A 23,802-nucleotide genomic window follows, 5' to 3' on the forward strand; every position below is an offset into this window, starting at 1 on the left:
CCGGTTAGATGTCGTTAAACAAAAATATCACTTAAAAGGGCAGTCACCAAAACCAATGGGTTTTATATCTTTGCCCATTATTTATAAACTATGGGATTATTTCGATTTATATTCAGCAAGACCTTTTTAATTCAACTGGTGCTGGCAGGTATTGTATTGGTTATCATATCATTTTTAACGATGCAATGGCTTGATTATTCTACCAACCAGGATCAGAGGATCGAGGTTCCAGATTTGGCAAAAATGAATCTGGATAATGTTGAAGGCAGATTGGAAGAGTTGAATCTTGATTATGAAATCTTGGATTCTGCTAATTTTAATCCTGATTTTCCAAGGTATTCGGTGATAGACCAGGTTCCTGCTCCCGGAAAACTGGTTAAGGAAGACCGAAAAATTTATTTGACGCTGAATCCTTCAGGATACAGAAAGATACAGGTTCCGAATAATCTTATTCGAAAGACGAGAAGACAGGTGGAGCCAACCTTAAGATCTTTAGGATTTGAAATTGGAGAGGTGTCTTATAAGCCAGACATTGCTGAAGATGCTGTTCTTGAGCTTAGACATAAAGGCAAACTTGTAGAGCCCGGAGATGAGCTTATGAAAACTTCAGTTATAGATCTTGTGCTGGGGGATGGAAGTGGAAGATATCGAGGAAATGATTTGGATACTCTAGATACAGAACCCGAAACAGAAGAAAGCGAAATAGATGAATTCTAATAAAGACCTGAGAGAGGAAATTGAAGATGAAGAAGAGGACGAAAGTCTTTATGAACATCATAAATTCATCGCTGAGGTTGGCCAGAAACCACTTCGAGTTGATAAATATTTGATGAATTTTATAGAGAATGCTACTCGAAATAAAATTCAGAAGGCTGCCAAAAGCGGAAATATTTACGTTAATGGAGAAACCGTAAAGCAGAATTACAAAGTAAAGGGTGGTGATACCGTGCAGGTGATGTTTGAGCATCCTCCATATGAATATTTGCTGGTTCCCGAAGATATTCCATTGGATATAGTTTTTGAAGACGACACACTGCTGGTAGTAAACAAACCTGCCGGAATGGTAGTGCATCCTGGCCACGGAAACTACAGTGGAACTCTTATCAATGCCTTAGTTCATCATTTCGACAATCTACCAAACAATAGCAGCGATCGTCCTGGCCTAGTACACAGGATAGATAAAGATACCAGCGGACTTCTTGTTATTGCCAAGACCGAAGAGGCTATGGCGCATCTGTCCAAACAGTTTTTCGATAAAACCAGCGAGCGAGAATATGTTGCGATCGTTTGGGGAAATATGGAGGAAGATGAAGGCACTATTGAAGGGAATATTGGTCGAAACCCTAAAAACCGACTTCAGAATATAGTTTACATAGGCGATGATGCCGATAATGGTAAACCTGCGGTTACGCACTTCAAAGTTATAGAACGTCTCGGTTACGTGACATTGGTCTCCTGTAAACTGGAAACCGGAAGAACACACCAGATACGTGTGCATATGAAACATATTGGCCACACTCTTTTTAACGATGAGCGTTATGGTGGTGACAGGATACTCAAGGGCACAACATTTACTAAGTATAAGCAGTTTGTGGATAATTGCTTTAAGATACTTCCCAGACAGGCACTTCATGCCAAAACTTTAGGTTTTGAACACCCGGTGAGTGGCGAATGGATGAGCTTTAATTCTGATATCCCGGAAGACATGGTGAACTGCATTGAGAAGTGGCGCGGATACGCTAAAAATCAGTTGGAAGAGCTTTAGGATAAAAGGCATCTATAGATTCATAAGAAACTAATTTCAGGGATTTTTCGGTTTTTGAGATGATAACTTATCTTTGGTAGAAAATTAACCGAAAAAGAAATGAAAATTGTTGTTTCGCCGGCGAAAACGCTGGATTATGAATCAAAATTACCAACTTTAAGAGGGACTCAACCCGAATTTCTGGAAACAGCTACCAAGCTGAACCGAAAACTTTCCAGGCAAAGCAAAAAGAAGATCTCAGAATTGATGAGCATCAGCGATAAGCTGGCCGATCTCAATTATACTCGCTACCAGGAATTCGAGGAAGATCATGATAAGAAGAATTCCAGACCTGCGATGTATGCTTTCAATGGGGATGTTTATACCGGGCTTGACGCCTATTCTATTCCTACTGATAAATTGGATAAGATCCAGGATACTTTGAGGATACTTTCCGGGATGTACGGGATACTTCGTCCCTTAGATCTTATTCAACCCTACCGACTTGAAATGGGTACTTCCATTGGCATCGAGAGAAAAAATAACCTTTATGAGGTATGGCAGAAGAAAGTGACAGATTACCTGAATAATGAACTTCAAGAAGGTGAGCTCTTCGTAAATCTTGCAAGTAACGAATATTTCAAGGCTGTAAATACAAAAAAATTGAAGGCTGAGGTCATTTCTCCTGTTTTTAAGGATTTCAAAAACGGGAAGTTGAAGATCATCAGCTTCTTCGCTAAAAAAGCGCGTGGTTCCATGGCGCGGTATATTATCGATAACGATTGCCAGACCCTTGATGATTTAAAAGGCTTCGATTATGATGATTATCGTTATAGTGAGGAGCATACGGAGAATGAGAACGAACCCACGTTTATAAGATAAAAATTATCGTCATATTGAGTTATTACCTCGAGCGGAGTCGAGAGGTCAGCTTCTCAGAGATCCTGAAACTAGTTCAGGATGACATTAATTAAATCAAAATTAGATTTATTTGAAACTCTTTCACCATAAACATCCCTATCCACCATTCATCCCTGAAACAGCCACGAAGTTAATTGTGGGCACATTGCCGCCACCGCGGTTCACACAGGGAAAATTTAAGGATGATGATGTGGACTTTTGTTATGGAAGTCGGGATGGGCAATTATGGATTATTTTGAATAGAATTTTTGACCTTGATTTAAAATTTGAGAATACCCAGGAAGCTATTCAGCAACGGAAGGAATTTTTGGTAGAAAGAGGAATTGGAATTTGTGACGTTGTTGAAAGTAGCAGGAGAGAAAAGATCGATGCTTCAGATCTGGGAATGCAGAAAGTAGAATTACGCGATATGGTTGCTATTCTTCGTAAAAATTCTAAGATTAAGACTTTGTTATTTACAGGTGGAAATTCTAAAAATGGACCCGAATTTTTCTTTAGGCGATATTTAAAAGAGAATCATCCGGATATCAAAATGAAGATTATTTCAAATAAATCGCCAAAGATTCATCAATTTGTACTGGATGGCAGACTGATCAACACGGTTTCTTTAATAGCTCCGTCAGGTGCGGCGAATATTGCAGTGGGTAGCAATCCTTTTTATAAAGAACTAAAAAAGAAAAACCCTGAATTCAATACTCTTGATTTCAGGGTTCTTCAATATCGGGAATTCTTCTAGTTTATTGCAATTCTTTTTTATCCTGATCGGCTAAAGTGGTTGGCTTAATCTTGAATTTTTTCCTTTTCGGCCTCAATTTTCCACTAGTGCCAATGGCAATTTTTCCTCTTTTAGTCTTTTTATCGCCTTTTCCCATTAATTATTTTTTGTTTTGCTGATCCTTGATAGTTTTTTCATCGATATCAACCTTGTTCGTTTGTTTCTTGCGATCTCCCAATCCGCCAGTTAGCGGATCGTCTTCACTTTTTCTACGATCTTTTTTTCCTTTGTGCTTATCTTCAATTGGTCCTCCCATAACTTTAAATTTTATGATTTATTCTAAGATAGGCAGAAGAAGGATGAAAAGCTGCTAAAAGCCTGTTACAATTAGGTTAAAGCTTTAACATTTTCAACAAAAGAAGCGATTTTTGAGCTTCCATGCTCATTCAGATGTTTAATAAAAGCACTTCCTATGATGGCTCCCTTGGCATATTGCGTAGCCTGGTTAAAAGTTTCTTTATCTTTTATTCCAAAACCTACGATCTGAGGATTTTTAAGCTGAAGATCACTGATCCTTTTAAAATAAGACTTTGTCTCCTCACCAAAACCACTGGTAGAGCCGGTAACACTCGCGCTACTTACCATATAAATAAATCCGTCTGAAACTGAATCGATATATTTTATCCTTTCTTCTGAAGTTTGCGGAGTGATAAGAAATATATTTCTCAATCCATATTTCTCAAACAGTTCTTTATATTCTTCATGATAAACATCAACCGGAAGATCTGGGATTATAAGTCCGTCAATCCCAATTTCCTGGCATTCCTGGCAGAATTTCTCGACACCGTATTGCAGCATCGGGTTAAAATAACCCATAATGATCAAAGGTATTTCCACTTTATCTCTGATACCTTTTAATTGCTGGAACAACTTTGATGTGGTCATCCCATTCTTTAAGGCCTTGGTAGAACTTTCCTGGATGGTTGGACCGTCAGCTAAAGGATCACTAAAAGGAAGCCCGATTTCAATAAAATCGACTCCACTTTTTTCCAGGTCTACGATAATCTTTACAGTATCCTCAAAATCCGGGTAACCGGCAGTGAAATATATGGAAAGCAGTTTATGGTCTTCCTGCAGTTTTTTATTAATTCTGTTCATATTTTCTTTTTTCAGTCATTGCGAGGGCGAAGCCCGAAGCAATCTTTTTATATAAACTTGAGATTGCTTCGCTATTTCATAGCTCGCAATGACTGTAAATTATAAATTAAAATATTCGATATACGTATTCAGGTCTTTATCCCCGCGTCCAGAAAGGTTTACCACTACAATATCATCTTCCTTGAATTTCCTCGTTTCGAAAATTGCCAGGGCATGTGAGGTTTCAATTGCTGGAATAATTCCTTCCAGTTTTGCCAATTCCAGACCAGCTTTCATGGCATCTTCATCGGTAACACTAATGAATTCTCCTCTACCGCTGGTAAAAAGATTTGCATGCATCGGGCCAACTCCGGGATAATCGAGCCCGGCGGAAATAGAATAGGGCTCTGTTATTTGTCCGTCGCCGGTTTGCATCAGCAAAGTTTTACTTCCATGAATAATTCCTGCTTTTCCAAGTGCTGAAGTGGCAGCACTTTCTCCAGAATCAATTCCTTTTCCGGCAGCTTCCACGGCGATAATTCCAACTTCCGGATTGTCCAGGTAATGATAATAAGCCCCGGCAGCATTGCTTCCGCCGCCAACACAGGCCACTATAAAATCTGGGTCTTCTTTTCCTTCTTTTTCGGTTAACTGGTTTTTGATCTCTTCAGAGATCACCGCCTGAAATCTCGCCACCATATCTGGGTAAGGATGAGGTCCCACCACAGAACCAATGATATAATGCGTATCCACCGGATTATTGATCCAGTCACGAATGGCTTCGTTGGTTGCATCTTTTAGTGTCTTACTTCCAGATTTTGCAGGAACTACTCTCGCTCCAAGCATTTTCATACGGGCAACATTAGGCGCCTGTCGTTCAATATCGATCTCTCCCATATAAACGATGCATTCCATGCCCATCAATGCACAAACAGTTGCCGTAGCAACTCCATGCTGGCCCGCACCGGTTTCGGCGATGATCCGTTTTTTACCAAGCTTCTGAGCCATAAGGATCTGCCCGATGGTATTATTCACCTTGTGTGCACCGGTATGACAAAGATCCTCCCTTTTCAGGTAAACCTTCGTTCTGTATTTCTCGCTAAAGCGTTTTGCATAATAGAGTGGAGTAGGGCGTCCTACATATTCTTTAAGAAGTTCCTTGAATTCCTTCTGAAAGGACTCTTCTTTCATGATGTCTAAATAGCGAGAACGCAATTCTTCTACATTTGGGTAGAGCATTTCGGGAATGTAAGCCCCACCGAACTCTCCATAATATCCTTTTTCGTTAACCTGATAGCTCATTCTATGAATTTATCTGAGTTTTGAAATCTTTCAATTCCTTTAATTTTTTTAATCCTGGTTTCAATTCGAACTTACTATTCACATCTACAGCATAAAGAAGATCTGGTTTTCCTTTTCTGTAAAAATGACTTTTTAATTCAGCAATTGCCTTCCCATGTTCCGGCCCTATACCACCGCTTAAGAAAAATGGGGTATTCGAAGGATAATTTTTCAGGATCTTCCAGTCGAATTCAGTTCCGTTTCCGCCACGATGTTTACCTTTTGTATCAAACAGAAAATAATCTACGATTCCTTCAAATGGTTTAATTTCCTGAAAATCGAAATCATCACCCACAGAAAATACTTTTATAATTTCTGGGGTGTTTCCCAGTTTCTGAAGTTTCTTTTTCAGATCAATGGCAAATCCTCCAGATTCATCTCCGTGTAGCTGGACGGCATTCAACCTGTAATTTATAACCTTCTCCTTAATTTCTTCAATTTCGGAATTTACAAAAACACCTGCTTTTTTGATTTCCGGAGAAATCTCAGGGAGTTCCCCCTCAAAATATCTCGGTGATTTGCTATAGAAAATAAAGCCTAAATAATCCGGCTGCAATTCGGCAATCTGAATAATATTTCCGGTTTGTTTCATTCCACAAATTTTAAGACTCAATCCTGAACTTTGTCCCGATGCCGGAGTAATCAGGGATTTTTCTTTCATGTTCTTTTGATCCATCATTTACGCAATAGATTTTAGTTCTTTAATAAATTCTTTTGCTGCAGCTCCCGGATCATCGGTTTTCATGAAATTTTCACCAATGAGAAAACCCTGGTAGCCGTAATTTTTAAGATCTGCAATGGCTTGTGTATTGCTGATTCCACTTTCGGAAACTTTCACAATTTCATTTGGAATCAATTCTGCCAGTTCTTTTGAATTCTCGATACTAACCTCGAAAGTCTTCAGGTTTCTGTTATTAACGCCGATCATATCTGCATTCACCTTCAATGATTTCTGTAGTTCTTCTTTATTATGGATTTCGAGAAGGACATCCATTCCCAGATCTTTTGCGGAATCTGCAAGGTGTATCAACTGCTTTTCGGAAAGAACCGCGGCAATCAAAAGGATCGCATCGGCACCGTAGGCTTTTGCTTCCTTGACCTGGTAATCATCGATCATAAATTCCTTCCTCAAGATAGGGATATTAACTGAAGCTCTGGCATAAAGCAAGTCTTCCAGGGAACCTCCAAAATACTTTCCGTCAGTTAAAACTGAAATCCCCGAAGCATCTGCCGATTCATATCCTGTTACAACATCCTGAACATTCAGGCTTTGGTTGATCACAGATTTTGAAGGGGACCTTCGTTTATGCTCAGCGATAATTCCTGATCCGGATTTTAAATTTTCGGCTAGAGAAAAGCATTTTCTGTCGAATAGAACGGAATTCTCCAGTTGAGAAACCGGGATTAGAGATTTCTTTAGTTCAACCTCTTTAAATTTATCTGCTATGATCTTATCAAGGATATTCATTTATATCTGACTTAATTCCTGTAATTTTTTAAAACTTTCAAATGCTTTGCCAGATTCAAGAGATTCTCTGGCAGCAGCAAAACCGTCCTGTGGACTCAGGCTTCTTGAAGTTGCAATAGCCATACCAGCATTGGCACAAACTACATTGTTTTGAGCTTGTGTTCCCTTGCCTTTTAAAATATTGGTAAGGATTTCTGCGGAACTTTCGATGGAACCACCACCGGCAATTTCAGCCTGTTTTAACTCTGAAACTCCAAAATCAGTCGCTTTTAATACTCTTTCAGAATTATTACTGATGCTTTTAGTTTCTCCAGTAAGGGAAATTTCATCATAACCATCAAGGGCATGCAGGATGGTATAATTTTTATTAGTATTCTGATATAAATAGGCGTACATACGTGCCAGTTCAAGACTGAAAACACCTACCAGTTGGTTCTTCGGAAACGCCGGATTCACCATTGGTCCAAGCATATTGAAAAAAGTTTTAACCGCAAGACTCTTTCTAACGGGAGCAACATTTTTCATAGCTGGGTGAAATAAGGGAGCATGCAGAATGCAAATATTAGCCTCATCAATACATTTTTCAAGAAAACCTGCATCATTGCTGAATTTGATTCCAAGATATTCCATCACGTTCGAGCTTCCGCTAACCGATGACACACCGTAATTCCCATGCTTGGCCACTTTTACTCCGGCTCCAGCAGTTACAAAAGATGAGGTTGTTGAAATATTAAAAGTATCTTTTCCATCACCACCTGAACCGCAAAGATCTACAGCTTCATATCCTGAAAGATCAACCTTTATGCATAATTCGAGTAAAGCATCCCGAAAACCTTCCAGCTCTTCGATGGTGATACTTCTCATCATATAAACGGTTAGAAAAGCAGCGATCTGGGTTTCGTTATATTTTCCTTCAGAAATATTGAAAATAACCTGTTTAGCCTCTTCTGTGCTGATGGTTTCGTGGCTAATTAGCCTGTTTAAAAGTTCTTTCATTATTTATAATTTCTTCTGATCTGTCATCCTGAACTTGTTTCAGGGCTTTTGAGAAGCTGAAACAAGTTCAGCTTGACGCTGTGTTGAACTAATGTGATGGTTTCTCAGATTTTGATACTTCTACTTTTTGCCTATTATCTAAATCTGGCCCGTGCGCCCAGTTTTTGATCATTTTCTTTCCTTCAGGAGTTAGTACAGATTCAGGATGAAACTGGACTCCGCGTACATCAAATTCTGTGTGTCTTAGGGACATTATCTCTCCCTTTTCATCATAGCTGGTTGCCTGTAGCATTGGAGGAAGGTCTTTTTTTACTACCCAGGAGTGATATCTGCCCACCTGTAATTCCTTTTCCAGACCGTTAAAGATATATTCATCATCAACAAAAAGTTCAATTTTAGTGGCAACGCCGTGATATACCTCATCGAGGTTAAGTAATTTTCCGCCAAAAACTTCCCCTATTGCCTGCATTCCCAGGCAAACTCCCAGGATGCTTTTAGTAGCGGCATATTTTTTAATAATGGGTTTTAAGAGGCCGGCTTCATCTGGAATTCCGGGACCTGGGGAAAGTAAAATTTTATCATACTCTTCAACATCGTCAATGTGTAGTTGATCATTACGCCTTACTACCACTTCGCAATCCAGTTCTTCCAGGTAATGCACCAGATTATACACGAAAGAATCGTAATTGTCTATTACCAGTATTTTCTTCATCTTTTTCATTCTAAATTTCTTCAGCAATTTCAAGGGCTTTGGTTAAAGCTCCCAGTTTATTATAAACTTCCTGTAATTCATTTTCAGGTTTTGATTCTGAAACTATACCTGCTCCAGCCTGGTAGTGTAATTCATGATTCTTGCTTACAAATGACCTAATGATGATCGCATGGTTAAAATTTCCCTCAAAATCCATAAATCCAATTGCTCCACCGTAGGCACTCCTATTCACGTTTTCGAACTTTTCGATCAGTTTTAAAGCCATTGGTTTTGGCGCCCCGCTTAGGGTTCCTGCCGGAAAAGTGTCGGCCACGATCTGAGGTGTCGCTACATCACTGGAAATCTTACCGGTAACCTTGCTTACCAGGTGGATCACATGAGAGAAAAACTGAATTTCGCGGTAAGTTTCTACCTTTACCTCGCTCCCGTTACGGCTAAGATCATTCCGGGCAAGATCTACCAACATTACATGTTCAGAATTCTCTTTTTCATCTGCGGCAAGTTTCTTCGCGATCTCAGCATCTTCTTGATCATTTCCGGTCCTTTTAAATGTACCGGCAATGGGATGAATTTCTGCCCTTCCTTTATTAACTACCAATTGCGCTTCAGGGGAACTACCAAAAATTTTAAAATTCCCATAATCGAAATAGAACAGGTAAGGGGAGGGGTTCACATTTCGAAGTGCACGATAAACATTAAATTCATCACCCTTGAATTTTTGCGAGAACCTTCTAGAGAGGACTAGCTGAAATACATCACCTCTGTGGCAATGGTCTTTAGCTGATTTTACCATGGATTTGTACTCCTCATCGCTTAAATTAGAAACCGGATCTTCACTTCTGCTGAAATTGTAAGAGGCAAAATTCTTTACTCTTAATAATTGCTCAATTTCATCCAGATTATCCTCAGAATTGTAGGAGTGATCAAAAATATATGCCTCATTTTTGAAGTGATTAATGGCAATGATATTTTGATAAACTGCGTAATATATATCAGGGATCTGTAAATCCTCTTGTTTTCTTTTAATTTCAACATTTTCAAAGTATCGTACCGAGTCGTAGGCGATATAACCAAAAAGTCCATTATTAATGAACTTGAATTCGGAAGAATCTGCTTTAAAAGCTTTGGAAAACGTCTGAATTTGCTCTGGTACAGAAACAAACTCATCAATATTCAAAGTTTTGGAACTACCGTTAGGGAATGTGGTAGTGATCACTTCATTTTCCAGTTTGAAACTGGCAATAGGATTACAGCAGATATATGAAAAACTATTATCACTAGCATGATAATCGCTACTTTCCAAAAGTAAACTATTGGGATATCTATCTCTTAATTTAAGGTAGATACTCACCGGAGTTATAGTATCGGCAAGGATCTTCTTGTATTTTGTATTTAATTCAAACATGAAATGTTGATTTTAAGCAATAAAAAAAGGCCTGTCGTGAGACAAGCCTTGGTAATTTCTATATTGGAAATAGCAGTTTAGCTCACGAATTTTGACGTAAGTAATTCCACCACCAGTTATTTCTTTTCATTAAAAACATGACTTCAAATATAAAGATGAAATTTTTCTAAACAAATATTTTTCCAAAAATAAATCCCGGAATTAATTATCCGGGATCTAACATGCTAGAATTTGAGGTTTACTGCAAGTTCAAAGTTGTCATAAATGGTCTTGTCTCCTAGATTGTCAAAGAAACTTCCTGAACCATATCTCACGTTATATTTTGAACGGTCTATTGTTAGTTCTGTAGATGCAGAATTACCATTCATTTCCAGGTCGAAGGTAATTGGATGAGTTTCATTTTTGATGGTAAGGTCTCCAACGATACCATATTTACCGTTTCCTTTTTCAGCTGCACTGGTAATTACCAGTTTAGCGGTTGGGTGCTTTTCAACTCCGAAGAAATCTTCCGATTTTAGGTGTCCCTCCAGCTTTCCTTTGTTTTCGCCGGTAAGGTCTGTAACTGCAATTGTACTCATGTCCATTACGAATTCCCCGCCAACAATCTTATCATCTTCCATCATGAAGTATCCGCTCTCCAGATCTATAGTACCATTATGTGATCCGGTTACTTTTTCACCAGTCCATTTTACAGTACTGGCTTCAACGTCCACCTCTTTTTTTGTATTGGTGAATGCAAGAGTAGTCAATACTATTACTGCGGCAATTCCGCCTTTTAAAATTCCAGTTTTCATAATTATTGATTTTTGTTTGTTAAATTATTTCTATTAATTCCGATTTTGATTTTCTTACTTTGGTTAAGTGCTGATAATGATCCTCTTCACTTCTATATCCTACTGGTGCTATAACTGCAGTAGTAAGATTTTTCTCTTCAAGTCCAAGGATTTCATCGAATTTTTGCGCATCAAAACCTTCCATAGGACAAGTGTCGATCTTTATACTAGCCGCTGCAGATAATAAATTACCCAAAGCAATATAAGCCTGTTTAGCAGCCCAGATTTCTTGTTGTTCGGGAGAAAGTTGAAGCGTAGTATTCGTAATCATATCTTCCATTCCCTTTAAATTTTCCCTGGACAAATCTCTTGTATCTGCAATGTTATCCAGGTAGGAATCTAAATAGGCCTTATTTACCGATTTCAAATTAGCAAATACCAATAAATAAGAAGCATCTGTGATTTGCGTCTGATTCCAGGCAGCTGCTTTCAATTTTTCTCTTGTTTCCTGGTCTTTCACTACGATTACCTGGTAGGGCTGAAGGCCATAAGAAGAAGCAGATAACTGAATACTTTCAAGTAAAGAGTTTAGATCTTCCTGGCTAATTTCCCTTTCTGAATCGAATTTTTTAGTAGCGTAACGCCAGTTCAAATCTTCGATATAGGTGTTTTTTTCTTTAATTTCTAAGTTCATTTAATTGAGTGTTTAGGAGTAATATTTCTTTTTCATTTATTTTACTGGCTATACCTTGCTCGTGATCTTCCACCAGCGGATCCAACTTTCTTAAAAGTTCAAGTCCTTTGAAAGTTATTCTTATCTCAACCTTTCTTCGGTTGGATGGACAAACAATTCTTTCGCAAAGGTTCTTTTCCACTAATTTATCTACGAGTCTTGTGGTATTGCTCATTTTCGTAACCATTCTTTCCTGAATTGTGGAAAGATTTGCAGGTTTTCCTTTCTGACCACGAAGAATTCTTAAAACATTGAATTGCTGACTACTTATTTCGAAAGGTTTGAGTATTTCAGCCAGCTTCTCACTGAGGTAATTCGCAGTAACAATGATGTTCAATACCAGCTTCTTGGCTTCCGGCATTTCTTTAGTTTTAAGTAATTCTTCTATTTTCATTTGTATCTACAACAATTGTATGTACAAATATAAAGCAAGTTGAGGTTGATAAAATTAATTTTCTGTTAAAATTAGTACTCATTCTTTGATGGATGCTTCAAAAAAAAAAATGGACTTATATTTACCATACCAATAAATTTAATGTTACCAATATGAAAGAATTAAATCAGGAAGAATGGCAGGATAAGCTTAAAAATGATAAAGATGCAGTAATTCTGGATGTCCGTACAGAAGAAGAAGTAGACGAAGGATATATTCCAAACTCAAAGAATATAGACATCTATAAAGGGCAGGGTTTTATCAATGAGGTAGAGAAACTCGACAAGTCAAAACACTATTATATATATTGCAGATCTGGTAAAAGAAGTTCTCAGGCCTGTACTTTACTTGATCAAATGGGATTCAGTGAAACTTATAATCTTTTAGGAGGATTTTCTGAGTGGGAAGGTGAGAAGAAGACCGACTAATTAATAATTTTACCCGAAATAAAAGCACCAAATATTGGTGCTTTTTTATTGTGCCTATACTCAAGATGATTTTTTTACGTTAAAAAACATAGTCTGAACTATTTGATTAGTCTATTAAATTGATATATTTAACCCCGATTGTCCGCGAATTATACTATGATTATGAATAAAGCTTTTTATTTATTACTTATTGGCTTATTGTGCTTTTCCGTGTCTAATGCTCAGGAATTTAGCTTTGGAATAAAAGGTGGTCCCAGTTATGTAATGGGTGGCCAGATCACGGGAAGAGTAGGTGGAGGTACCGATTTTGGAGGTACCGTAGAGGCTGATTCTAAGTTTAAATATCATGGAGGAGGTTTTTTTGAAGTAAGATTCAATAAATTCCTTATTCGGCCGGAAGTTATATACAGTGCTATGGAAACTGAATTTGCTTTCCCAACCAGACCTTCAATTTATGCTGTAGAGAAAGTTAGCGTGCCATTGCTATTTGGATATAATGTTTGGGGGCCTCTGGACATTTATGCAGGACCTGCATATCAAAAAATTCTGGATGCCACCTTAGAAGGTAATGAACCAGATCAACCAGTTATTGTGCAGAATACTCCACTCGCAGCTCAAGCAGGAATTAAGGCTAGTTTTGGACGATTCGAGCTGGATCTTAGGTATGATCGTACACTTGCTTCCAAAGAACCATATATTATTAACATTGTAAATGGAGGAAGTGACGGATATGGAATAAATACAGCAGATTTTGATGACTCCAGATTAAACCAGATCTTATTAAGTATAAGCTTCAAGATATTCGATAGTGCCGCGAATCCTGGAAGGCGAAAGGGAGGATGTTACTTCTAGCACTATCAAATTTCAAGTAAAATAGTATTGCGACTCCCATTGAGGAGTCGTTTTTTTTACCTCATAATTCCCGCCAAATTATAATATGAGCCTAATATTCATAAGAGTTATGTGGCATGTGGCGATAACCTAGAACAATTATAAATTTCGAAAATTAAGACTATATAACCTGAAAAATAGAAAAGGGATAACACTGGTTATCCCTTTTCCTGGTTGGTTAGTTAAAGAATAAGGTAAAATTTTCACCTATGCTATACTTACTCAATAACCAAAACTTTGAATTTTAAAGCTATAGCAATTTTTTTTAATTTCCTATTATCTTTTTAGTGTTTCGCCGAAAGATTGCTGAATTACCTAATATTTATTTCAGAATTGGAATCATTCTTTAAGCAGATGGATTGAATTTAAAATAAGATTTTAAATGTTTTTTTCTTCCTGGGCCAGAATTAGTTTCTTTTTATTCTTTTGCTTAACCGGTTCTAAAACTTTCATTCCAAAAGGGGTTTGAAACTTATGAGTGTTCAAAAAGTCGAGCTGGATATCGAACCATCTCTTTTGATCAATCGAAGGATTTGAATAAAGTAATTCCCGATAAAGAAGATTGGAATAATGATCATAATCTTCTGTACCCAGATAAAAGAGATCTGCGTCAGCGACAATTTTATCATACTTATTGAAGGTTTTCTGAGGAATTCTGGTAGCGTTTATCATTCCGCAGATCTTGGAAATTTCTTCTTCAGAGTAACCAAATTCAGGTAATTCTTTTGACGCTAGCTTACAACTTTTAGTTTCGTGATCTTCCCGACCTATTAAAAATCCAGCATCGTGGTAAAGGGCCGCGACCTTGATCAGGTTGATCTCATATTCAGAAAGGTTCTGGTCTTTAGCAAGGAAGATTGCACGATCTATTACAGACCTTGTATGGCTCGCGCTGTGATAATATAAATAATAAGGTAATTCCTTTTCCAGGCGCGAATAAAGACTATCAAAAATCTGATTAAATTCCATTTTCAGGTCAATTCGTCAATTTTACTTCCTTCTTAACTATTACTATTTACGAAATTTAACGCAATTATGTCTAATTTTTAATAATCAACTTTAATTGGCTGATTTATGAAAAAAGTATTTTGACATTAGCGAAGAGTTATTTTTCTTTCTAAAAATCCTTCTAAACACTACGTTTAGCTGTAAAATTAACCGTTGATTTTATCAATTAGAGCTTTTAAAATTTCCAGGCGATAATTCTGGATTTTTTGTTTCCCTGATGCATTTCTATTGTTTTGTACTCTGCTTTTAACTTTATTAGTTGTTTAAAAATTTTTTCCAAATTTTCCTTCCTCGAAACTAAACTGGTGAACCAGCCAACCTGTTCTTTAAAAAGAACACTTTCTTTTATCATTCTTTTTATAAATAATGCTTCACCTCCATTGCACCATAATTCATTGGCCTGTCCGCCAAAATTTAATTTGTTTCCCTCTTTTACTCCAAGATTTCTTATCTTCTTTTCTGCCGCTTTTTTTGCCTCCTTTTCTGAAGAATGAAAAGGTGGATTACACATACTGAAATTAAAATATTCCTCTTTGCCTATAATCCCCTTGAATATACTTCCGCGATCTTCCTGAAATCGAATGTTGATTTTATCGATCAAATTTTGGTTAGCAACAACATTTTTTCGAGCGGCGATAACCGAGGTTTCTTCAATATCTGTTCCGGTCATTTTCCAGCCATAAATTCGATTGGCAAGAATTGGGTATATGCAATTAGCCCCTGTACCAATATCAAGCCCGGATATATCACCCTTTTCATTTTCATGAGATATGAGGTCTGCAATATGGTGTATATAATCTGCTCTTCCAGGGATTGGAGGACAAAGATAGTTTTCAGGAATATCCCAGTTTTCAACCTGATAGTGAAGCTTTAATAAAGCCCGATTCAATTGAAGTATCGCTCCTGGATTGGCAAAATCTATGGTTTTCTCTCCATTTTTTCTTTGAATAATGAATGGAACCAGTTCCGGATTAACTTCTGTTAATGATTTAAAATTGTAAGCTTTTCTATGAATATTTTGAGAATGCATTCATGTGAATTTTCTTTTTCAAAGATATAGCCTTTAAAGCAATCCTAATCATTCAAAAAAGATGCTTTAATGTGATAATTGTTACTTCTGGAAAGCCATGCTTTGGATAAATTTATAGTATAAAATTAAGAGTCATGAAAACCGTGGTAATTGGAGGTAATTTTGCGGGAATGACCGCAGCCTTAGAGTTAAAAAGAAAAGCTGGAAAAGATCATCAGGTAGTGATGGTAGACAAATCACCCTTATTTTTATTTATTCCCTCATTGATTTGGGTACCCTTCGGAAGACGTGAAATAAAGGATATCTCTTTTAAGAAAGATGCCATTCTCAATAAAAAAGGTGTTGATTTTATGCAGGCCGAAGCGCTTAAGGTTGATACAAAAGCTCAGGTAGTAAAAACTAATAAAGGTGAAGTTTCCTATGATCACCTGGTAATAGCCACCGGCCCCAAAGTGGCATATGATGTGGCGCCGGGTGTTAAGGAGTTTGCTCATTATATAGGTACACCTAATGGAGCAATGAAAACAAGAAAAGCCCTGGAGGAATTTAAAAAGGATCCTGGCCCTATTGTGATTGGCGCAACCCAGAATGCAGGTTGTATGGGTGCTGCATATGAATTCCTGTTCAATATCGAAAAATGGTTAAGAGAGCAAAAGATCAGAAAGAAAGTAGATCTTTATTGGATCACTCCGGAAACCTTTCTCGGACATTTCGGAATTGATGGCATAGCCGGAGGAGAAACTATGCTAAAATCCTTTATGAAAATGTTCAATATACATTATCGAACTGAAGTTGGAGTAGAAGAAGTATTAGAGGATAAGGTTATACTTAGCAGCGGTGAAGAACTTCCAAGTAAATTCACCATGCTTATGCCACCTTTCGTTGGTGTTGATTTTGTTAAGAATTCTCCTGAACTCCAGGCAACTCAGGCGGGCTATATTCCGGTAACCGATGATTATAGACATGTTAGTATTCCAAATATTCGGGCAGCAGGGATTGCCGTAGATGTGAAGTTAACATTTAAACCGGGGAAAGTTCCATTTTCAGGGCCTAAGACAGGTTATCCTTCAGATGAGACTGGAAAGATTGTTGCTGAAAACATTTCAAGAATTATTAAAGGTGAGACTGAACTTAAGAAAAAAGCCTGGGGTAAAATTCCTGGAATTTGTGTTATGGATGCAGGTAAAAAAGAAGTGATCATTCTCTCGAATACATTATTCAAACCAAGGAAATTTGCGGTCATGATACCTAATGTGATCTTTGACTTCTCCAAGGTTCTCTTCGAAAAGTATTTCCTTTGGAAAACCAGACACGGATTATCACAATTACCATGATAATATGTTTTTAATCATGTAAAAGGCCATCAATTTCTGGTGGTCTTTTTTTATTAGTTGAATCCGGCTAGAAGATCTTCAGGCTCGTAATATTCGGTTTCCTCTGAAATTTCATTTAATTCAATCCTTTTGATATTCTTTTTCGTGCTTAAATATCTGCTTACAATTCTATCGGTATAGGCAGAGTTGTTTTGAGGAATTAGATAGTTTCTGAAATCTTCAGGATGAGAGAGGTCTTCAGATTCTCCAATAAAACCGTATCCTGCATACCTGCCTTTACTCAGATAAATAAATGCTTTTTCACCCTTCTTTCGTCCCTTTTCAATCAATAAACATGAGCTTTCATATTCCTGAGTATGTTCCACTGCCTTAGCTACCCTTTGATTATATTCTTCTATCGATATTTCATCTTTACACATTCCACTACACTCTTGGATCTTGTAGTGAGCACATTCTTTCAGGTCTCTTTGTAATCCACAATATTTTGGGCAAAGATTAAATTTTAAACATAGTTCTTCCAGGAATTTCACGGCTTCTTCCCTGGTGTAAAACTTCATCCAGCTAATGGGCGATTTTTTATTCTTGTGAAGGGCAAAAACCTCAATTCCCTTCTGGTTATGGTATGAAGTGAGTGTATATGGTTTTGTGTACTGTTTCTGTGCTTTGTTGTATTTCGGATAATATTTCAGGATCTGTTCTGCTTCCCGAAGTAAGGCCAGCAATTCATTTCCGGTAAGTTCATAATCGATACTATGTGTAGCCTGCATTAATTTATACTTTCGGTTGGATCTTTCCTGAAAATGTGATTTTATGCGGGTCTTAATATTTTTTGCTTTTCCAATATATAAAGGAATTCCGTCCTTATCCTTGAAAAAATATATACCTGTAGTTCTCGGCATTTTTTCAAAATCTGAATTTCTGAAGTGGGGAGGTAGATAGGAAGCCCCGGTTTTCCGGTTAAGGAATTCGGTGATCACTTCATATTCTGGGTCCAGAGAAACACACCTTTGAAAAAGTGTTACTGTTGCTTCGCAATCACCACCTGCACGGTGCCGGTCGAAATGAGGAATATTTATACTGGTACAAATATTTCCAAGGCTATAGGAAAATAACCCTGGAATTAGTTTTTTGGTAAGGCGAACGGTACAAATTCTTTTTCTTTTGAAATCTCTGCCAATATCGGAAAATTCTGATTTTAAGATGTTGTAATCAAAATTCACATTATGAGCTACAAAAATACAATCCTGGGTAATTTTTTCGATCTCGTCGGCAACTTCTGAAAATTGAGGAGCATTACAAACCATTTCATCATTGATGCCTGTAAGGCTTTCAATATAAAGCGGAACAGTTTGCTCTGGATTAATGAGCGTAGTATACTCATCTACCACTGATCCATTCTGTACTACCATAACACATATTTCAGTGATCCGGTTACCCTTTATACCACTACCGGTAGTTTCAATATCAGTAATCGCGAATTTGGCATCTTTCATGCCCGAAAATTACGGCTAAAATGGAAAATATCCAAAGTGTAGGAAAAAATCCAATGTAAGGTATTCTACTTTAATTGATCACAAGAATTAATTATTCTAAAGAAGTCCTTAATTTCTGAATTTCTTTCTCCAGAAAGAAAAGTTTTTTATCTATTTCAGAGCTTTTATTTTTCGGCAGCCGATGATAGAAAACATATTTCACTTCCCACATTTCTTTGATTTCAGAAATATCAATTTCTATGTCCTGCACCCCTTCACGATCTGCTTTTAAAATAAGACTTTCGCCCTTAGGAAATAATCTTCTTACCAGGATATTTTCATTTGTAACAGTTAGATAGAGAATAGAACTCTTAATGTTCGAGAAACCATCATTCAAAACCTTTTCTGCAATTACCACATCTTCTGGATAAAGGCCATCACTATTTTTACTCATTTCCAGGTCATTTATTATGAAAGCTCTTAAATCTTTTTCATTATTTACCGGTATCTGTATAGACGGAAGATCTTGTATATAATTTTGTTTGTCGCAATATTGAATATAATCCTCATAATTTTCGGGATCTATACAGGGTATTTTTGAAAAAGTATCCTCTTTCCCTGTAAGATTTGTGGTATCTGGATCTCCTTTAAAGCTTGTTAATTGGTTCACCGTTAACTCCTTAGTAAGAATATCTCCAATAGGGATACTAAAATAATTAGAAATCCTGATGATAGTATCAATTTTAGGTTCGCTACGACCTTCTTCATAGGCGCCAAGAGTCCCGCGTTTCAAATCAAATATTTCAGCGAAAGATTGCTGACTTAGTGATTTTACGCTACGTATTTTTCTAATATTATTTCCGAATAAAGACATGAAGTGTCAAATATGATGTTCATATATTTCTATTAGTGTAAAATTAAACACGATAATGATTTTTTATTAAAATTCTAAGGTTATATATTTTTATGGTCAAACAATAGTTAAATTTTAAGCTTTTATTCCTTTTTTATACTATTGATAATCAAATTATTGTAATATTTAGTAGTAAAATTTCTACATTAGAAAAGTATAGACAAACTATACTCTATTATTAACCATTAATTCTTATAATATGAAATACTTATTTCCTTTAAACGGAATTAGAATGCCTTTTAGAAAAGGCTCTCAATTTACAATGCTTTCCTTGGCATTATTTTCACTTATTTTTTTCTCATGTTCCGAAGACCAGGTGCAACCTGTTTCTGACCAGGTAGAAAATTCCCAGGTAAAAGACTTTACTTTAATTGAACCTACCAAGGATCTTATTCAGTTAGAAGCAAAATCTGGAGATGATCTGTCGAAGCGTGCAACCCAGGCTGCAGGTCCAGATCGTGGAAGGTTTAATATCACCTTAAGATATTTAGTTCCACCAACAGATAGGCAAAGAGAGGTTTTTGATGCAGCTGCTGCCAGGTGGGAACGCAGTATAATTAAAGATTTGCCATCGGTTTCTGGAGAGGTAATTCCATCAGCATTTGGTGGTGTTCCACCTATTATAACCGCAGAAGAGGGTATAATTGATGACCTAATCATAGAAGTTGTCCTGATTCCGATAGATGGTCCGGGTAATATTCTTGGTTCTGCTGGTCCCAGATTTGTGAGAATCCCAGAGCTTACCACTATCAGCGGAGTTATGCAATTTGATGTTGCAGACCTGGCAACTTTAGAGGAGTTCGATCTTTTCGAAGAAGTAATTGTACACGAAATGGGACATGTTTTAGGAATAGGTACTTTATGGAATCTTAATATTCCACCATTAGGAATAGACAGGCAATTAAGGTTTGGACCCGAAAGCGATCCTTATTATGGCGGAAAACAGGCTAATGTCTTCTGGAATGCCGAAGGAGGTGAATTTGAATTACCAATTGAAAACATGGGTGGTCCGGGAACAAGACTAAGCCACTGGCGTGAATCTGCTCTAAATAATGAGTTAATGACAGGTTTTCTAAATCTTGGCTATAATCCGCTTAGTAGGATAACTGCAGGGTCTCTAGAAGATCTTGGTTATGGAACAGCCAATGTTGGTGAGCAATATGATCTACCACGTGGAACCGAAGGTGTTGATCCAGATAACCTTTCAGAACCAACCGAAGGTCTGAATATTGCAGCAATGGAAGAACTACTTGAACCTATTGGTGTAGTGAAAATTAAATAAACCAATGGTTTAGTACCATCCTGTTTTCAGTAAAAACAGGTTTAGAAAATTAAAAGAGTTTGGTCTCAACGTAATGAATAGACCAGACTCTTTTTTATTTTAGATAAATTATCAGCGACGAAAATGTTGTTCAACAAGTTTGACAGCGGCAAATAAATTTCTCAAAGCATGGAATTAAACAGGAAAGATTATTTTTTCGTGGGTGTACAATTTTTGCTTTTCCTGATTTATTTTCTGGATGTCGAGATCATAGATTTTAATATTCCTTCATGGCTTGAGGTCTTGGCGCTAATTATTATTGTTTTTGGGGTCATTATTTTTTTGGTAGCTCTGCTTCAACTTAACCGAAACTTGTCGCCGTTTCCAACTCCAAAATCAGACTCCCGTTTGGTGAAAACAGGAATTTATAAATACATAAGGCATCCAATTTATTCCGGGATTCTTATAACTTTTCTGGCTTACGGAATTTTCACAACTTCCTTGTTCAGAATTTTGATCACATTCATTTTATACGCCTTATTTAATTTGAAATCGAAATATGAGGAAAAGCAATTAAGAGGTCGTTTTCCTGAATATGCCAGTTATCAAAAGAAAACCGGGAGGTTTTTCCCGGTCTTTTTTCGAAAGAAATAAGGTCATTGAGGTTAAATAATCTTATTGTCTATTAGAACCTGGAACGAGTCTTCCATGGTTTCCTGTATTGGACGGAATTCAATATTCAGATCATTTTTTATTTTGGAATTATCGGCCTTCCATTCCACATTAACATTATTCCTGATAAATTTCCGGGATAGATTCTTATTCACATACGGCCCTATGAGCAATAATATCCATTTTGGAAGTGCCTTTGTGGGGACCGGGTAAGAATCTCCATATTTAGGCTCCAGGGCTTCTCCAAGTTCGACAAAATTGGTATTGTGCCCTGAAGTGATATACCTGCCTTTAGCCGAAGATGTAAACCCGGCTTGGAAATGAGCTTCTGCCACATCACGAACATCAACCAGTCCAATTCCTAGTTTTGGAGCACCCATTTTGAAAGTACCATCGCCGAGCTGCTTTAATAAGCTGAAACTTTCTGAGGTGGTTGCGTTGGGGTTCAATGGTGGGCCCATGACCAATGATGGATTTATAGTCACCAGATCCCATTGATCCTGATCCTTCTGAATCTCCCAGGCTTTTTTCTCTGCCAGTGTTTTTGAATAAGAGTATGGCTGGTAGTCTAGAGAAGCGGTAGTATTCCAGATATCTTCTGTCAGTTTTCCTTCCGGAGTCTCTTTCACTTCTATGGCATCGGTATAGATCGCAGCACAGCTACTTGTTAAAACCACTCTTTTAACGCTGGGAGTTTTATTCGCCTGTTCCAGGACATTTGCTGTACCTTTAACTGCTGGTTCGATGAGGTCCTTTTGAGGATCTTCGTATTCTGAAGTAAACGGCGATGCCGTATGAAATACAAGTTCACAGCCACGCATAGCGTCAGCATAGGAACCTTCATCCAATAAATCTGATTTGAAATATTTGATCTTTCCGGTAGAATTACTGGCAATACCATTAAGGTGGTGAACTTTATGTTCTTTTTCTGGATCTCTGATCGCTGCATGCACAGTTATACCATCTTCAAGTAATCTCTTTACCAGCCAACCTGCGACATATCCTGTTGCCCCGGTTACCAGAACAGGTTTGCTCTTATCTATTTTTTTCATATCTATAGAATTTCGTATTTCAATAATGTACTCCTTTTTTATCTCTTTTAAAATTTTCCAATTTATTTTGCAGCTAGTGTAGGATTTAATACGCTAATTGTTTCAAAATAGTTGAAAAAGATGGAAATTACCCTGCTCTAAAACTAACCGAAAAAATATGGCATCAGGAATATTTGCTCTTTTGGATGATATCGCTGCATTGATGGACGATGTAGCAACAATGGGAAAAGTAGCCGGGAAAAAAACTGCCGGACTTTTAGGAGATGACCTGGCGGTAAATGCTGAGAAAGCTTCTGGGTTTATGTCTTCAAGAGAAATTCCCGTTCTGTGGGCAATAACCAAGGGATCCTTCTTGAATAAAGTAATAATTCTTCCCATTGCCTTCCTTTTAAGTGCTTTTGTACCAACAGCTATTAAGGTCATTTTGATTATTGGAGGTTTGTATCTGGCCTATGAAGGCGCAGAGAAGATCTACGAGTACTTTTTCCCTCATGCAAATCCTCATGAAAAACCTAAATTGGAGAAACTTACTAAAGAGGAAGCGCTGGCGAGGGAGAAGGAAAAGATTAAATCGGCGATTATTACCGATTTTATTCTTTCTGTAGAGATCATCATCATTGCCCTGGGTGCTGTAAGCGATGAATCGCTAAATATACAGATTCCTGTAGTCACTCTAATTGCTGTGGTCGCAACCGTAGGTGTTTATGGGGTTGTAGCATTGATCGTTAGAATGGACGAATTCGGGGCAAGACTCATAGATCTTAATGAGAGAGATGATAGCTTTTCAGACAAGGTTGGCAGATTTTTAATAAATGCATTACCCAAGGTGATCAAAGGTCTATCAATTATTGGGACTATTGCCCTGATGTTGGTTTCAGGAGGAATATTTGTACATAATATTCATTTTATTCATGAATTGGTACACAGCATACCTTCGATTCTGGGAGAATTTCTGGTAGGCTTGATCGTAGGAGCACTTACTCTTCCCATAGTAAACCTTTTAAAAAAGCTTTGGAAATCTATTTTTAAGAAATCCTAAATGTTATAATTCAGCACAATATTCAGCTGGAACACATCTACCTTGTTGAAATTGAAATTATGATTATCTGAAACTCCTTCGCTATATTCCCTTTTTCTGAATTGAGGAATTCTAACTGCTATACTTTCCTGTGACTTTGCATTTGTCTGCATACCGGAATTGAGCTTACAACTGAGGCAGGACAGATTATTGATCGCATTTTGTATGCTTTTCCTTTCCTTCATGGGGCCTATGTGTCTGGAATTTCAGAGCTTAATATTAAGCCAAATCTCACTTCGTGGTCCATTAATCCTACTGCATAAATTGAATCGAGATTTCTAACCT

At 37.3% G+C, this 23,802-nt stretch carries 28 protein-coding genes; 10 read left to right on the forward strand and 18 right to left on the reverse strand.

Annotation, left to right across the window (positions count from 1 at the left end):
- Positions 1-90 precede the first annotated feature (90 nt).
- From ML462_RS13160 to ML462_RS13175, 4 genes are all read left to right on the forward strand, one after another.
- The gene (locus tag ML462_RS13160; RefSeq protein ID WP_240714290.1) at positions 91-717 is read left to right on the forward strand and encodes a PASTA domain-containing protein; all 627 of its coding nucleotides are present in this window, start codon (positions 91-93) and stop codon (positions 715-717) included.
- Positions 707-1,765, forward strand: coding sequence for an RluA family pseudouridine synthase (locus tag ML462_RS13165; RefSeq protein WP_240714291.1), 1,059 nt, complete (start codon positions 707-709; stop codon positions 1,763-1,765). Before ML462_RS13160 ends, ML462_RS13165 begins: the two co-directional genes overlap by 11 nt.
- Positions 1,766-1,864: 99 nt before the next feature.
- Positions 1,865-2,626 (forward strand): peroxide stress protein YaaA, encoded by a 762-nt coding sequence (gene yaaA / locus ML462_RS13170; protein WP_240714292.1) that lies wholly within the window; start codon positions 1,865-1,867, stop codon positions 2,624-2,626.
- Positions 2,627-2,735: 109 nt separating this feature from the next.
- On the forward strand, positions 2,736-3,401 hold the full coding sequence (locus ML462_RS13175) for a uracil-DNA glycosylase family protein (RefSeq protein ID WP_240714293.1): 666 nt from the start codon (positions 2,736-2,738) through the stop codon (positions 3,399-3,401).
- Position 3,402: 1 nt separating this feature from the next.
- Here ML462_RS13175 and ML462_RS13180 read toward each other — a convergent pair whose 3' ends face one another.
- The 12 genes from ML462_RS13180 to ML462_RS13235 all read right to left on the reverse strand — a co-directional run bounded on the left by ML462_RS13180 (position 3,403) and on the right by ML462_RS13235 (position 12,339).
- Complete coding sequence (locus ML462_RS13180; protein WP_089666642.1) at positions 3,403-3,537, reverse strand: 30S ribosomal protein THX; 135 nt, start codon at positions 3,535-3,537, stop codon at positions 3,403-3,405.
- A gap of 3 nt (positions 3,538-3,540) precedes the next feature.
- A complete protein-coding gene (locus tag ML462_RS13185; RefSeq protein WP_240714294.1) occupies positions 3,541-3,696 on the reverse strand; it encodes a hypothetical protein in 156 nt (51 codons plus the stop codon).
- 71 nt (positions 3,697-3,767) lie between these two features.
- On the reverse strand, positions 3,768-4,538 hold the full coding sequence (gene trpA, locus ML462_RS13190; protein WP_240714295.1) for a tryptophan synthase subunit alpha: 771 nt from the start codon (positions 4,536-4,538) through the stop codon (positions 3,768-3,770).
- 99 nt (positions 4,539-4,637) lie between these two features.
- Positions 4,638-5,819, reverse strand: a complete 1,182-nt coding sequence (trpB, locus tag ML462_RS13195) for a tryptophan synthase subunit beta (protein ID WP_240714296.1) — start codon at positions 5,817-5,819, stop codon at positions 4,638-4,640.
- Between the two features lies 1 nt (position 5,820).
- Positions 5,821-6,537, reverse strand: coding sequence for a phosphoribosylanthranilate isomerase (locus ML462_RS13200; RefSeq protein ID WP_479876078.1), 717 nt, complete (start codon positions 6,535-6,537; stop codon positions 5,821-5,823).
- The gene (trpC, locus tag ML462_RS13205) at positions 6,538-7,326 is read right to left on the reverse strand and encodes an indole-3-glycerol phosphate synthase TrpC (protein WP_240714297.1); all 789 of its coding nucleotides are present in this window, start codon (positions 7,324-7,326) and stop codon (positions 6,538-6,540) included. It lies immediately after the preceding gene.
- A complete protein-coding gene (gene trpD / locus ML462_RS13210) occupies positions 7,327-8,322 on the reverse strand; it encodes an anthranilate phosphoribosyltransferase (protein ID WP_240714298.1) in 996 nt (331 codons plus the stop codon).
- Between the two features lie 88 nt (positions 8,323-8,410).
- The gene (locus tag ML462_RS13215) at positions 8,411-9,034 is read right to left on the reverse strand and encodes an anthranilate synthase component II (protein ID WP_240714299.1); all 624 of its coding nucleotides are present in this window, start codon (positions 9,032-9,034) and stop codon (positions 8,411-8,413) included.
- A 10-nt stretch (positions 9,035-9,044) separates the two neighbouring features.
- The gene (locus ML462_RS13220; protein ID WP_240714300.1) at positions 9,045-10,439 is read right to left on the reverse strand and encodes an anthranilate synthase component I family protein; all 1,395 of its coding nucleotides are present in this window, start codon (positions 10,437-10,439) and stop codon (positions 9,045-9,047) included.
- Positions 10,440-10,663: 224 nt separating this feature from the next.
- Complete coding sequence (locus ML462_RS13225) at positions 10,664-11,233, reverse strand: YceI family protein (RefSeq protein WP_240714301.1); 570 nt, start codon at positions 11,231-11,233, stop codon at positions 10,664-10,666.
- 19 nt (positions 11,234-11,252) lie between these two features.
- Positions 11,253-11,906, reverse strand: coding sequence for an NAD(P)H-dependent oxidoreductase (locus tag ML462_RS13230; RefSeq protein WP_240714302.1), 654 nt, complete (start codon positions 11,904-11,906; stop codon positions 11,253-11,255).
- Entirely contained in the window at positions 11,890-12,339 is a 450-nt protein-coding gene (locus tag ML462_RS13235) for a MarR family winged helix-turn-helix transcriptional regulator (RefSeq protein WP_240714303.1), read from the reverse strand. The genes ML462_RS13230 and ML462_RS13235 overlap by 17 nt, the downstream gene beginning before the upstream one ends.
- Before the next feature lie 152 nt (positions 12,340-12,491).
- On the opposite strand from ML462_RS13235, the gene ML462_RS13240 reads away from it, so the two are divergent.
- Positions 12,492-12,806 (forward strand): rhodanese-like domain-containing protein, encoded by a 315-nt coding sequence (locus ML462_RS13240; RefSeq protein ID WP_240714304.1) that lies wholly within the window; start codon positions 12,492-12,494, stop codon positions 12,804-12,806.
- 162 nt (positions 12,807-12,968) lie between these two features.
- Positions 12,969-13,658, forward strand: a complete 690-nt coding sequence (locus ML462_RS13245) for an outer membrane beta-barrel protein (protein ID WP_240714305.1) — start codon at positions 12,969-12,971, stop codon at positions 13,656-13,658.
- A 417-nt stretch (positions 13,659-14,075) separates the two neighbouring features.
- Here the strand turns inward: ML462_RS13245 and ML462_RS13250 are convergent, their stop codons facing one another.
- Positions 14,076-14,666, reverse strand: a complete 591-nt coding sequence (locus ML462_RS13250; protein WP_240714306.1) for an HD domain-containing protein — start codon at positions 14,664-14,666, stop codon at positions 14,076-14,078.
- A gap of 214 nt (positions 14,667-14,880) precedes the next feature.
- Complete coding sequence (rlmF, locus tag ML462_RS13255; RefSeq protein ID WP_240714307.1) at positions 14,881-15,735, reverse strand: 23S rRNA (adenine(1618)-N(6))-methyltransferase RlmF; 855 nt, start codon at positions 15,733-15,735, stop codon at positions 14,881-14,883.
- A gap of 134 nt (positions 15,736-15,869) precedes the next feature.
- Between rlmF and ML462_RS13260 the strand changes: the two genes are divergently transcribed.
- Entirely contained in the window at positions 15,870-17,069 is a 1,200-nt protein-coding gene (locus ML462_RS13260; protein ID WP_240714308.1) for an NAD(P)/FAD-dependent oxidoreductase, read from the forward strand.
- Positions 17,070-17,122: 53 nt separating this feature from the next.
- Here the strand turns inward: ML462_RS13260 and ML462_RS13265 are convergent, their stop codons facing one another.
- Both ML462_RS13265 and ML462_RS13270 read right to left on the reverse strand, forming a co-directional pair.
- Positions 17,123-18,562 (reverse strand): exonuclease domain-containing protein, encoded by a 1,440-nt coding sequence (locus ML462_RS13265; protein WP_240714309.1) that lies wholly within the window; start codon positions 18,560-18,562, stop codon positions 17,123-17,125.
- 91 nt (positions 18,563-18,653) lie between these two features.
- A complete protein-coding gene (locus ML462_RS13270; RefSeq protein WP_240714310.1) occupies positions 18,654-19,415 on the reverse strand; it encodes a helix-turn-helix domain-containing protein in 762 nt (253 codons plus the stop codon).
- Positions 19,416-19,653: 238 nt separating this feature from the next.
- Here ML462_RS13270 and ML462_RS13275 point away from each other — a divergent pair, with 238 nt between their 5' ends.
- The gene (locus ML462_RS13275) at positions 19,654-20,736 is read left to right on the forward strand and encodes a leishmanolysin (RefSeq protein WP_240714311.1); all 1,083 of its coding nucleotides are present in this window, start codon (positions 19,654-19,656) and stop codon (positions 20,734-20,736) included.
- A gap of 168 nt (positions 20,737-20,904) precedes the next feature.
- Positions 20,905-21,369, forward strand: a complete 465-nt coding sequence (locus tag ML462_RS13280) for a methyltransferase family protein (RefSeq protein WP_240714312.1) — start codon at positions 20,905-20,907, stop codon at positions 21,367-21,369.
- An 11-nt stretch (positions 21,370-21,380) separates the two neighbouring features.
- On the opposite strand, the gene ML462_RS13285 is transcribed toward ML462_RS13280, so the two are convergent.
- Positions 21,381-22,439, reverse strand: a complete 1,059-nt coding sequence (locus ML462_RS13285; protein WP_240714313.1) for an NAD-dependent epimerase/dehydratase family protein — start codon at positions 22,437-22,439, stop codon at positions 21,381-21,383.
- A gap of 157 nt (positions 22,440-22,596) precedes the next feature.
- Here ML462_RS13285 and ML462_RS13290 point away from each other — a divergent pair, with 157 nt between their 5' ends.
- Complete coding sequence (locus tag ML462_RS13290; RefSeq protein WP_240714314.1) at positions 22,597-23,478, forward strand: DUF808 domain-containing protein; 882 nt, start codon at positions 22,597-22,599, stop codon at positions 23,476-23,478.
- Here ML462_RS13290 and ML462_RS13295 read toward each other — a convergent pair.
- Positions 23,475-23,702: a hypothetical protein gene (locus ML462_RS13295; RefSeq protein ID WP_240714315.1), complete on the reverse strand. Its 228-nt coding sequence runs from the start codon at positions 23,700-23,702 to the stop codon at positions 23,475-23,477. The genes ML462_RS13290 and ML462_RS13295 overlap by 4 nt on opposite strands.
- Between the last annotated feature and the right edge of the window lie 100 nt (positions 23,703-23,802).

Origin of the sequence: Christiangramia lutea, assembly GCF_022489035.1 — a bacterium.
GTDB classification, from domain to species: Bacteria; Bacteroidota; Bacteroidia; order Flavobacteriales; family Flavobacteriaceae; genus Christiangramia; species Christiangramia lutea.

What these genes read in the sequence shown, in the direction of transcription:
- ML462_RS13160 (WP_240714290.1), top strand. Translation starts at nt 91, where the DNA reads ATGGGATTATTTCGATTTATATTCAGCAAGACCTTTTTAATTCAACTG.
- ML462_RS13165 (WP_240714291.1), top strand. Translation starts at nt 707, where the DNA reads ATGAATTCTAATAAAGACCTGAGAGAGGAAATTGAAGATGAAGAAGAG.
- yaaA (WP_240714292.1), top strand. Translation starts at nt 1,865, where the DNA reads ATGAAAATTGTTGTTTCGCCGGCGAAAACGCTGGATTATGAATCAAAA.
- ML462_RS13180 (WP_089666642.1), bottom strand. Translation starts at nt 3,537, where the DNA reads ATGGGAAAAGGCGATAAAAAGACTAAAAGAGGAAAAATTGCCATTGGC.
- ML462_RS13185 (WP_240714294.1), bottom strand. Translation starts at nt 3,696, where the DNA reads ATGGGAGGACCAATTGAAGATAAGCACAAAGGAAAAAAAGATCGTAGA.
- trpA (WP_240714295.1), bottom strand. Translation starts at nt 4,538, where the DNA reads ATGAACAGAATTAATAAAAAACTGCAGGAAGACCATAAACTGCTTTCC.
- trpB (WP_240714296.1), bottom strand. Translation starts at nt 5,819, where the DNA reads ATGAGCTATCAGGTTAACGAAAAAGGATATTATGGAGAGTTCGGTGGG.
- ML462_RS13200 (WP_479876078.1), bottom strand. Translation starts at nt 6,537, where the DNA reads ATGATGGATCAAAAGAACATGAAAGAAAAATCCCTGATTACTCCGGCA.
- trpC (WP_240714297.1), bottom strand. Translation starts at nt 7,326, where the DNA reads ATGAATATCCTTGATAAGATCATAGCAGATAAATTTAAAGAGGTTGAA.
- trpD (WP_240714298.1), bottom strand. Translation starts at nt 8,322, where the DNA reads ATGAAAGAACTTTTAAACAGGCTAATTAGCCACGAAACCATCAGCACA.
- ML462_RS13215 (WP_240714299.1), bottom strand. Translation starts at nt 9,034, where the DNA reads ATGAAGAAAATACTGGTAATAGACAATTACGATTCTTTCGTGTATAAT.
- ML462_RS13220 (WP_240714300.1), bottom strand. Translation starts at nt 10,439, where the DNA reads ATGTTTGAATTAAATACAAAATACAAGAAGATCCTTGCCGATACTATA.
- ML462_RS13225 (WP_240714301.1), bottom strand. Translation starts at nt 11,233, where the DNA reads ATGAAAACTGGAATTTTAAAAGGCGGAATTGCCGCAGTAATAGTATTG.
- ML462_RS13230 (WP_240714302.1), bottom strand. Translation starts at nt 11,906, where the DNA reads ATGAACTTAGAAATTAAAGAAAAAAACACCTATATCGAAGATTTGAAC.
- ML462_RS13235 (WP_240714303.1), bottom strand. Translation starts at nt 12,339, where the DNA reads ATGAAAATAGAAGAATTACTTAAAACTAAAGAAATGCCGGAAGCCAAG.
- ML462_RS13240 (WP_240714304.1), top strand. Translation starts at nt 12,492, where the DNA reads ATGAAAGAATTAAATCAGGAAGAATGGCAGGATAAGCTTAAAAATGAT.
- ML462_RS13245 (WP_240714305.1), top strand. Translation starts at nt 12,969, where the DNA reads ATGAATAAAGCTTTTTATTTATTACTTATTGGCTTATTGTGCTTTTCC.
- ML462_RS13250 (WP_240714306.1), bottom strand. Translation starts at nt 14,666, where the DNA reads ATGGAATTTAATCAGATTTTTGATAGTCTTTATTCGCGCCTGGAAAAG.
- rlmF (WP_240714307.1), bottom strand. Translation starts at nt 15,735, where the DNA reads ATGCATTCTCAAAATATTCATAGAAAAGCTTACAATTTTAAATCATTA.
- ML462_RS13260 (WP_240714308.1), top strand. Translation starts at nt 15,870, where the DNA reads ATGAAAACCGTGGTAATTGGAGGTAATTTTGCGGGAATGACCGCAGCC.
- ML462_RS13265 (WP_240714309.1), bottom strand. Translation starts at nt 18,562, where the DNA reads ATGAAAGATGCCAAATTCGCGATTACTGATATTGAAACTACCGGTAGT.
- ML462_RS13270 (WP_240714310.1), bottom strand. Translation starts at nt 19,415, where the DNA reads ATGTCTTTATTCGGAAATAATATTAGAAAAATACGTAGCGTAAAATCA.
- ML462_RS13275 (WP_240714311.1), top strand. Translation starts at nt 19,654, where the DNA reads ATGAAATACTTATTTCCTTTAAACGGAATTAGAATGCCTTTTAGAAAA.
- ML462_RS13280 (WP_240714312.1), top strand. Translation starts at nt 20,905, where the DNA reads ATGGAATTAAACAGGAAAGATTATTTTTTCGTGGGTGTACAATTTTTG.
- ML462_RS13285 (WP_240714313.1), bottom strand. Translation starts at nt 22,439, where the DNA reads ATGAAAAAAATAGATAAGAGCAAACCTGTTCTGGTAACCGGGGCAACA.
- ML462_RS13290 (WP_240714314.1), top strand. Translation starts at nt 22,597, where the DNA reads ATGGCATCAGGAATATTTGCTCTTTTGGATGATATCGCTGCATTGATG.
- ML462_RS13295 (WP_240714315.1), bottom strand. Translation starts at nt 23,702, where the DNA reads ATGAAGGAAAGGAAAAGCATACAAAATGCGATCAATAATCTGTCCTGC.